Below are 9,573 nucleotides of genomic sequence, written 5' to 3' on the forward strand. Positions count from 1 at the left end.
CAAATCCCCCAAACAAAAGCGTTTAGAATTAAGTTTCATTTTGCGAGTGGGAATAACCCCCATCCAACCCTCTGATGGAAATTCCCGGTCAGAAGGGTTTCACGGAGGCCGCTGTCTCCGCGGCCCCGTCTTTCAATCCGCTGCAAAAAAGGACCTTCCCCTTGATTTTGCCCCTTGACCTTTCTCTCATCCTGTGATAGAATGAGTAAAATTTCTTAAAAGAGGTGAAAAGATGATTCACATTTCCTGCAAGTAAAACAAAATGGACAGCCGTGCTGGAGCTTCAGCCCGGTTGTGCCGGTTGCAGGAAAGTAATCCGTCTATTCACTCATACGATAGCCGTAGCATCCCCTTATGGGGCGTGTTTGTGCTGTTTTGAGCTGCAAGAATTGCTTTCTTGCAGCTCTTTTCCATGATAAACCCGCCCATAAGGAGGAAATCTGTTATGTCAATGATTAAAGTGGAAAATCTCACTTTTTCCTATCCCTCCAGCTATGACCTCATTTTTGACCGCGTTCATTTCCAGATCGACACAGATTGGAAGCTCGGCTTTGTGGGAAGAAACGGCAGAGGGAAAACCACCTTCCTGAAGCTGCTGCTTGGCGCCTACGAGTACAGCGGGCACATCACCAGCTCCGTGCAGTTTGATTACTTCCCATACCCCGTCGCTGACAAAACACAGATGACCGAGGATATCCTGAGGGAGGTCTGCCCCCAGGCGGAGGCATGGGAGTTTCTGAGGGAATTGTCCTGTCTCGATGTAAGCGCAGATGTTCTGAGCCGGCCCTTTGAAACCCTTTCAAACGGGGAACAGACCAAGGTCCTGCTGGCCGCCCTTTTCCTTAACGAGGGACATTTCCTGCTGATTGACGAGCCCACCAACCACCTGGACGCCGCCGCCCGCAGACAGGTCGCCGCATATCTGAACAGGAAAAAGGGGTTCATTCTGGTATCCCATGACCGCCGGTTTTTAGATGGCTGCGTCGACCATATCCTGTCCCTGAACCGCGCCGGCATCGAGGTGCAAAGCGGCAATTTTTCCTCCTGGATGGAGAACTTCCAGCGGCAGCAGGACTTTGAATCGGCCCAAAACGAGCGGCTGAAAAAAGACATCAGCCGCCTTCAGAAAGCCGCGAAACGCTCCTCGGCCTGGTCCGACCAGGTGGAGGCCTCCAAGTTCGGAACCGGAGTGGCGGACAGGGGATTTGTCGGCCATAAAGCGGCCAAAATGATGAAACGCTCCAAAAACATAGAGGCCAGACAGCAACAGGCAGTCGAGCAGAAATCGAAGCTACTGAAAAACGTGGAGACGGCGGACCCGCTGAAAATACGGCCTCTTGCCTATCATGCGGATGTTCTGGTATCCTTCTCCGATGTGTCGGCGGTCTACGACGGCCATCCGGTCTGCCAGCCGACGGCATTCAGCGTCCGGCGGGGGGAACGCGTCGTCATTGACGGGAAAAACGGAAGCGGCAAAAGCAGTCTGCTGAAATTGCTCCTCAACGCCCCCATCGACCACACCGGCGCCGTGACCATAGGCTCCGGCCTTGTAATCTCCTGGGTGCCTCAGGATACCTCCCATCTGGCGGGCGCCGTTTCGGAATTTGCCCGGAAACACCGCCTTGACGAAAGCCTGCTGAAAACCATCCTCCGGAAAATGGGTTTTGAGCGGGTGCAGTTTGAAAAGGACATGCGGGATTTTTCAGGCGGTCAAAAGAAGAAGGTGCTGATTGCGAAAAGCCTCTGCGAGCCTGCGCATCTCTATGTATGGGACGAACCGCTTAATTTTGTCGATGTGTATTCCCGTATGCAGATTGAGCAGCTCATAGCGGAATTCTCGCCAACCATGCTTCTGGTGGAGCACGATCTTGCCTTCAGGGACACCGTCGCCACCAGAGTGGTCCATCTCCAGCGGCAGTGAGGCCGTGGAAACGCCTGACGGCGGAATCTGCCGGCAAAGCGCGGGCCTTCTCAGGCAGCGGGGCTCCCAATACACCCTCCGGCTCTGCCGGGCAGAACGCGGCGAACGCCCCCATCCTTGCTGTTCAAGGACCGGGACGTTCGCTGTTCTTCTGCGGCAAGCTCCCGGCGCTTCGGAACCCCGGCTTTCCAATCCGGGGTCCCCTCTTTCGTCTGAGGGAGCCGCAGGCGTTTCTTTGCCGTTTGCTTTCGCGTTTTACGCGGCGCTGACCGCCCGGTCCTCTTCACCGCTGAAGCGGAACAGCATGGTGACGCACCACAGACCCGCCAGGCCCACCAGGGCATAGATGATCCGGGAGAACACCGACATCTGTCCCCCGAAGAGGAAGGCCACCGTATCAAAGCCGAACAGGCCCACGCCGCCCCAGTTCAGGGCGCCGATGACAGCCAGAAGCAGCGCAATCCGATCTACAACATTCATATCCAAACCTCCATTTCTGCCGTCAGGCTGAAATATGGGGTTAGATTGTCCGATTCGGTCGAATCCATGCCCGGAAAATTTTTCATGCTGATCCGGGCGCTCCTCAGAGCTCCACCGCCGTTCCCCGGGTCAGGAAGTACAGCACCCGGCGAACCACCTTTTTCTCCAGCACCCGTTCCAGCGCCAGGCTGTAGGCCTCCAGCTGAGGCCGGTAGTGCTCCGACCGCTGCCGCAGCTCTTCGTCGCTTTTCACACGGTCCGTCTTGAAATCCACCACCGTCAGACCCTCATCGGTCTCAAAGCAGCAGTCCACCACGCCCTGAAGCAGAATCGAGTCTCCGCCGGAGGCCTCCGGCTCGTACTCCCGGGCGTCCACCAGCAGCGTAAAGGGATATTCCCGCAAGAGGTTCCGGCCCGTCCGCAGCTCCTCCCCCAGAGGCGAGGCCAACAGACGGTTCAGACTGGACGTTTCCACCGCCGCCGCCTGCTCCGGCGCGATAAAGCCCTTTTGGACCATAGTCTCCAGCTGGGCGGCGGCGTCTCCTCCGGAAAAATCCAGATACTGGAGGGCCAGATGCATGGCGGTTCCCCGCTCCGCCGGCGTCAGCCCCTTTTCCTCTCTCCGGAATTTCGGCTGGGACAGGGGGCGGATGTAGGGCGTGTGGCCGGCGTTCTCGGCAATCTCCTGGTCCAACAGGCGTCCCTTCAGCTGGGTGGCTGTCAGCTTGGCGGGCAGGACGGTCTCTCTCTGATAGGGGTAGGCAAAGGCCAGCAGCGCCGGGTCAAAGGGGGCCTCCGTCCGGTCCTCCTCCCCCGCCGGAAGCGCCTGGATTGGCTCCTCCCGGAAGTCCTCGCCGTCGTGGAGGAAGATTTCCCAGGGGGCGGTGCCGCCGCCGTAAGTGTCCCCGCACTCCACCCCCGCCAGAGCCCGAAGGGGCTCCGCCTCCGTGCGGCACAGCAGGGGCAGCAGCAGCCATTCCCCATAGGTTCCGCAGGCCGCCACCGACTCCGGCGGCACGGGGCAGGCGGCGGAGGCCGCCAGACGCTGGAGCCGGGTTTCGGCAAAGTGCATGGAGCAGACCAGAATCAGCTTCTCCTTGGGCCGGGTCATGGCCACGTACAGCACCCGCTGTTCCTCCGCCAGATTTTCCCGTCTCTGCGTCTCCTCAATGGCCGCCCGGGCCAGGGTGGCATAGCGTATCTTCCGCTCCAGGTCCACCCGCCGGGGGCCCAGGCCCATGGAGGGATGGACCAGCACCGGCGTGTTGAAATCCTGCCGGGAAAATCGGTTGTCCAGGTCTGCCAGGATGACAATAGGGAACTCCAGTCCCTTGGACTTATGGATGCTCATAAGCCGCACGCCGTTCACCGCCGCCCCGGAGGCCGCAGTGGGAGCCTTCCCCGCCTCCAGCAGCTGCCGGAGCCGGGTGACAAAGGCGAAGAGCCCCCGGCAGCCTCCGCTTTCAAAGGCCCCGGCCTGCCGCGCCAGCGCAATCAGGTTCTCCCGGCGCTCCAGCCCCCTGTCCATGGCCCCGAAGAGGCCCAGGAGATTCAGCCGGTTATAGATGTGCCACAGAAGCCGCTGCACGCTCATGTCCCCGGCGGCCTCCCGGAAGCCCTTCAGCGTCTCCAGGAAGGCGGCGCAGTCCCCGCCGCCGTCGGCCTCCACCGCCTCGTAGAAGTCCCCGGCGCTTTTGCCCCGGATGATGGATAGCCGGTCCGGCGTAAAGCCGAAAACGGGGGACCGCAGCACGGCAATCAGGGGCACATCCTGCCGGGGGTTGTCAATCAGCTCCAGCAGGGACACCACCGTGGAGACCTCCATGGAATGGAAAAAGTCCTCATTTTCCTGAAAGGAACAGGGAATCTCCTGCTCCGCCAGGGCGGCGGCAAACATCTCCGTCCGGCTTCCGGGGGAGCGCATGAGAATCACGATGTCCTCCGGCACACAGGGCCGGAGCACGTTGCCGTCTCCCGTGACGGGATACCCCTCGTCCAGCAGCTGCCGGATGCGGCGGGCCACAAAACGGGCTTCCGCCGTCATTTTCTTCACCGGCCCCTGCCGCTCCGCCGACCTCTGGTGGGCCTTTATCAGATGGAATTCCGTCTGGCAGTCCTTTCGGGGGGGATAATACTCCGCGCCGAAGTGAAGGGCTGCATCCTCTCCGTATTCCATATCGCCCATTTCTACAGAGAGTATATTCTCAAACACGAAATTCGCCGCGTCCAGAATCTCCTGCCGGGAACGAAAGTTCCTGGTCAGCAGTACCTTCCGCTCCTCGCCGTCCTCCGCCTCCTCCCGGGGACGGAACCGCTCGTATTTCTCCAGGAAAATAGAGGGGTCCGCCAGACGGAACCGGTAGATGCTCTGCTTCACGTCCCCCACGGTGAAGAGGTTTTTCCCGTCCTTGGACACCGCCCGGAAAATGGCGTTTTGAATCTCGTTGGTGTCCTGGTATTCGTCCACCAGAATCTCCGTATACCGGGCTGCCACCTGCTCCCCCAGCTCCGTGGGGGTTCCGTCCTCTCTCACCAGCAGGCGCAGGGCCAGGTGCTCCTGGTCGGAGAAGTCGGCGGCGTTGATTCGGAGCTTTTCCGCCCGGCAGGCCCGGGAAAAGGCCGCCGTCAGGTCCAGCAGAGCCGTCATGGCCGGGGCCACGGCCCGCAGGTCCTCCAGGGCCTCCTCCCCGCTGATGTCCAGCCACTTCCCCAGCTTTTTCAGCGCGTCCTTGGCCCCCTCCCGAAGGGGCTTCAGCCCGGCAATCAACGGGTCCTCCTTCCGTCCCCTGGGGGTCACCAGACGGGGGAACTCAACGGCCGCCGCCATCCGGCGGGCGTCCTCCCAGCCGGCGGCCCCGGCCAGAGCGTCGAAGCCCCCGGCAGAGATCAGAAACGGTCCGCCGTATCCCTTTTCAAGCCCCGAGTCTCCCTGGGTCCGGGCCGCGCCCCGGCGGAGCTGGTTTGCCCAGTGGGCGCCCTGACGGCGGATCATCTCCAGAAGGACCCGGGCATAGCCTGTCCCGTCAAAGTCGCCGGGCAGGTCCTCCCAGCTTTTCCGGCTCTCCAGCAGCCACCCGTCCGGGTCCGCGTGGCTCTGGAGCTTGTTGTAAAGCGTCTGCACCAGCGACGCCAGGGCGGCGTCGTCCCGCCCTGCCCCCAGGGTATCCGCCAGCTCTTCGCCGCCGGGGGTCAGGTCCTTATAAAATTCTTCCAGCACCCGGTTCAGCACCCGCTGCCGGAGCAATTCGGCCTCGCTGTCGTCCAGCACCCGAAAGTCCGGCGTCAGCACATGGCGGTCCCCCTCCTGGGCCAGGAGATGGGTGTTTTCCCGGAGCAGGGCGGTGCAGAAGGCGTCCACGGTTTTGATGTCCGCCTGATAGACCCGGAGCAGCTGCCGGCGGAGATGCTGGTCGCCGGGATTCTCCCCCATGCGGCGGGAGAGCTCGGCGGCGATTTTTCCCCGGAGCTCCGCCGCCGCGGCCCGGGTATAGGTGATGATGAGGAAATCGTCCACATTCCGCCGCTCCTCCGTCACATAGCGGAACAGCCGCTCCACCAGCACCTTGGTCTTGCCGGACCCGGCGGCGGCGGAGACCAGCAGGGCCCCGCCCCGGTCCTCCACGGCTGAGCGCTGCTGGGCCGTCAATTGAGGTTCCGCCATCAGGTCTCATCTCCTTCCTCTTCCAGCTCCTGCCAGAATTCCTTTGCCTTGACAGGCAAGATGTAGTTTAAGTGGTCGCCGTCCCTGCCGTCCTGGAAGTGGCAGGCGGACACCCATTCACAGAATTGGCACCGGCTGTCCTCCTCGCTGCGGCAGCAGGGGTCCGCGTCGATGTTGCCCTGGCTGACCTCCTGGAAAATCTCCCCCAGCGTCCTTTCCACGAACCGTCCCAGCTTCCCCAGCTGGGCGGCGGACGCGATGCTGCCGGAGAGGCTTCCGTCCCGGCTCACCCGGACGGGGAGATACCGGGGTTCGCTCAGGGCCTCGTGCTCCATGGCCTGAAGCACCTCCGGCTGCGCCAGAAGCAGCCCGGAGCGGCGGAGCTGCTTTTCCCGCTCGCTCCGGAGCTTTTCCGGCAGAATGTTCCGCTCGGCGGATAGAATTTCGTCCCGGGCGGGAAGGTAGAGGACTCCCGCCGGCTCAATCTCGCTCCCAAAGCGGGCAGCCCCTGTTTTTTCCAGGGCAAAGAGGTACAGCAGCATCTGAATATCCAGACCCATCCGGACCTCCGAGAGGTCAAAGGACTTCCTGCCGGACTTGTAATCGATGACCCGGATATAGAGTCTGCCCTCCTTGAGCCATCCGTCCACCCGGTCCACCTTGCCCCCTACCCGCAGTTCGCCGCCGGGCTGGGAGATGGTGACGGCGGGCAGCTCCTTTCCGTCACCGAAAGAGAGCTCAAAGGCCAGGGGCACGAAATCGGAGTGCCGCAGCTCCTCCGCCGTCTGGTCGATGACGGCATAGGCGGTGTTCCGGAGCCGCTTGAAGAGATAGCGGAAGCGCTCTCCCCGGTTCTGAAAGTTCCGCAGCTCCTTCCGCACATATTCGTCGATGTACTTCTTCGTCAGGGCGTGGAGCTCCTTCCGGTCCACCTGGGCGAAGCCCCCCCGGCTCAGCGCCTCCCGGGTGACGTTTTCCAGGAGGTAGTGGAGGAAGGTGCCGATCTGAGGCGCGTCGAAGGCGGCGGGGGTCCGGGGCTTGGCCTGAAGGCCGTATTCCATGAAATATGCAAAATGGCAGGACCGCAGCCGCTCCAGCCGGGAGGCCGTCATGCTGATGCGCCGGCCGTACAGGGCTCTCACCGCCTGGGGGGACAATCGTCCCCGTTTCATGGAGGCCGCCCGCTCCATGGCCTCCAGCCGGGGCCGGAGGGCGTCCTGCTCCCCGAAATACCGCCACAGTGCCCCGCCGGGGACGGCGGACTCCAGGGCCGGCAGGGGGGCCGTCAGCCGGTAGTCCCTGCCGCTCTCCTTCTCCAGGGACAGGCCGGGGAACAGGGCCCGCAGCCGGTCCGTCACAAAGGCAGGCCGCAGAACGCCGCCGGAGGCGTCCATAACCGGGTAGCTGACGGTGAGACTGTCTGTGGGCTGGGCCAGGGCGGCATAGAGGTTCTGGAGCTCAATGCCCATCTGCTCCATGCCGGAGGGGGCCAGCTCAATGCCCCGCTGGGCCAGCTCCTCCCGGTCGTCGGCATTGAGGATGCCGCCGGGGGCGGCGGGGGAGGGAATCACATGGTCGTTGACCCCCAGAAGGAAGAGGTGCCTGGCCGTGTGCCGGTCGTTCCGGCCCACGCCGCTGACGCTGACCTGGTCCAGGGACACGGGGATGGTGCCCACGCTGTACTGGGTCAGCACCTGGCGGAAGAGCCGGGTGAATTCGTCGGTCTCCATAGGCTCGTCCCCCAGAATCTCCACAAACTGGTCCAGCACGCCGCAGAGAATCTCCCAAAGCTGGGCGGTCTCCTCCGCGTCCTGGAGCCGCTCCGCCTCCGCCTGGGCCCGCAGCCGGCATTCCAGGGCATCCTGAAGGGACAGCTCCTCCATGAAGCCATACAGGGCGTTCACCTTTTCCCGGGCGGTCTCTCCCTGCTTCAATCCCTCCGCCAGCCGGCTGAGAGGGCCATAAACCCGGCGACGGAGCCCGTTCACCCGTTCCAGCCGGTCCTGCCGCCGCTGGTCCCAGGGGACTCCATAGCCGTCGGGATTCTCCGCCCAGTCCACGTCCCGGACCCACATGCCGCCGTGGATTTCCCACTTGAGGGCGTAGTTTTCCAACTCGTCGCATTCCTCCGCCGTCAGCCCCGCCAGGCCGGTTTTCAGCCAGCGGAACATGTCCTCGTATTCATAGCCGCCGCCCACGGCGTCCAGAACGCCGGTGAGCAGGCTCAGCACCGGCTTTTCCAGAATGTCGCTACGGCGGCTGAGGTAGACCGGGATGCCGTAGCGCTCAAAAACCGTCTCAATGACCCCCTCATAATCCTCGATGTTCTGGGCGGCCACGGTGATGTCCCGGCAGCGGCAGTCCCCCGCCGCCAGAAGGCGGCGGATATCGGCGGCGGTCTGCTCCACCTCGCTGAATACCGTGTCCGCCTCCCGGAGCCGGATGGGCAGGGGGCAATCCTCCTCAAAGGGCCGCGTGCCCTCGAAGAAATACCGCTCCAGATGGCCCAGAGGCGAGGGGTCCTCCGCCGTCAGGACTTTTACGGACGCACCCACGCCCTCCCGCTCCGCCAGCCGGCGGAGACGGTCCACGGTCCGGAGGGAGGCCTCGAAAATCTCCTCCCGGCTGTTCGGCTCACCCAGCAGGGTCACGGTGACGGACCGGGCCTGCCGCAGGAAGATTTCCAGACAGCGGCGCTCCTGAGCCGTGAAGTAGGTGAAGCCGTCAATAAAGATGTGTTTGTCCCGGACATAATGGGACCCCTCCAGATAGTCGCAGAGCTTGGTCATCCGGTCCCGGGCGTCCAGACCGGGGCGGTGGAGGCGGGCCTCATAGGCGCCGTAGAGAAGGCTTAGGTCGTGGAGCTTGTCCCGTGTGGCGCCGCCCACGGCCTGGGACTGCTCATAGAGAGTTTCCGGCGTCACCTCATAGCAGCGCAGCTCGTCGAAGAGCTCCAAAAGCTGCTGCAAAAAGGCGGATTTCCGGGAGGGGCGGCGGTAAACTGTCAGCTCCGGCGCAATCTCCAGCAGGGCCTTTTCCAGCGTCAGCAGCTTTCCTCCGGCGTCCAAGGTCACCTGCCGCCCCGCCGCCGTCCCGCTGAGAACCCGGTCCGCCAGTCGACGGAAGCTCAGCACCTCGGCGTGGCGGCTGGCGGTGGGACCGCAGGCCCGGCACAGGTCCACCTCCGCCTGATGGGAAGCGTGCTCCGGCACCAGCAGAATTTCCCGTCCGCCCTTTTTTCCCAGTCCGGCAATTTCCTGAAGCACGGCGGAAGATTTTCCGGTTTTAGCCCGGCCAATCAAAACAGTCAGCAAAAAAGCGCCCCCTTTTACAAGTCTTTTCTCCTCCATGATACCACATTCCCGGCAAAATGGAAGAGCCTGTGTCGAAGCGGCTTGCGATCTGGCGGAATCCGTCGTATAATGGACCAAACCGGTTTTTTAGATTCTCATTCCCAATTCCTCATTCCTAATTCCTCATTCCTAATTCCTCATTCCTAATTCCTCATTCC

The 9,573-nt window shown here is 62.6% G+C and carries 4 protein-coding genes; 1 reads left to right on the plus strand and 3 read right to left on the minus strand.

The annotated features are described in order from the left end of the window. Positions 1-445 precede the first annotated feature (445 nt). A complete protein-coding gene (gene abc-f / locus Q0063_RS13535) occupies positions 446-1,921 on the plus strand; it encodes a ribosomal protection-like ABC-F family protein (protein ID WP_297872494.1) in 1,476 nt (491 codons plus the stop codon). A 255-nt stretch (positions 1,922-2,176) separates the two neighbouring features. Here the strand turns inward: abc-f and Q0063_RS13540 are convergent, their stop codons facing one another. The 3 genes from Q0063_RS13540 to Q0063_RS13550 all read right to left on the minus strand — a co-directional run bounded on the left by Q0063_RS13540 (position 2,177) and on the right by Q0063_RS13550 (position 9,376). Beyond that, positions 2,177-2,401 carry a DUF378 domain-containing protein gene (locus Q0063_RS13540; RefSeq protein WP_297872495.1) on the minus strand — a complete coding sequence of 75 codons (225 nt, stop codon included), beginning with the start codon at positions 2,399-2,401 and terminating at the stop codon, positions 2,177-2,179. A gap of 103 nt (positions 2,402-2,504) precedes the next feature. Then, positions 2,505-6,062 carry a helicase-exonuclease AddAB subunit AddA gene (addA, locus tag Q0063_RS13545; RefSeq protein ID WP_297872496.1) on the minus strand — a complete coding sequence of 1,186 codons (3,558 nt, stop codon included), beginning with the start codon at positions 6,060-6,062 and terminating at the stop codon, positions 2,505-2,507. Further along, the gene (locus Q0063_RS13550; protein WP_297872497.1) at positions 6,062-9,376 is read right to left on the minus strand and encodes a PD-(D/E)XK nuclease family protein; all 3,315 of its coding nucleotides are present in this window, start codon (positions 9,374-9,376) and stop codon (positions 6,062-6,064) included. Before Q0063_RS13550 ends, addA begins: the two co-directional genes overlap by 1 nt. Positions 9,377-9,573 lie beyond the last annotated feature (197 nt).

It is taken from the genome of uncultured Oscillibacter sp. (assembly GCF_947654275.1).
Lineage (GTDB): Bacteria > Bacillota > Clostridia > Oscillospirales > Oscillospiraceae > Oscillibacter.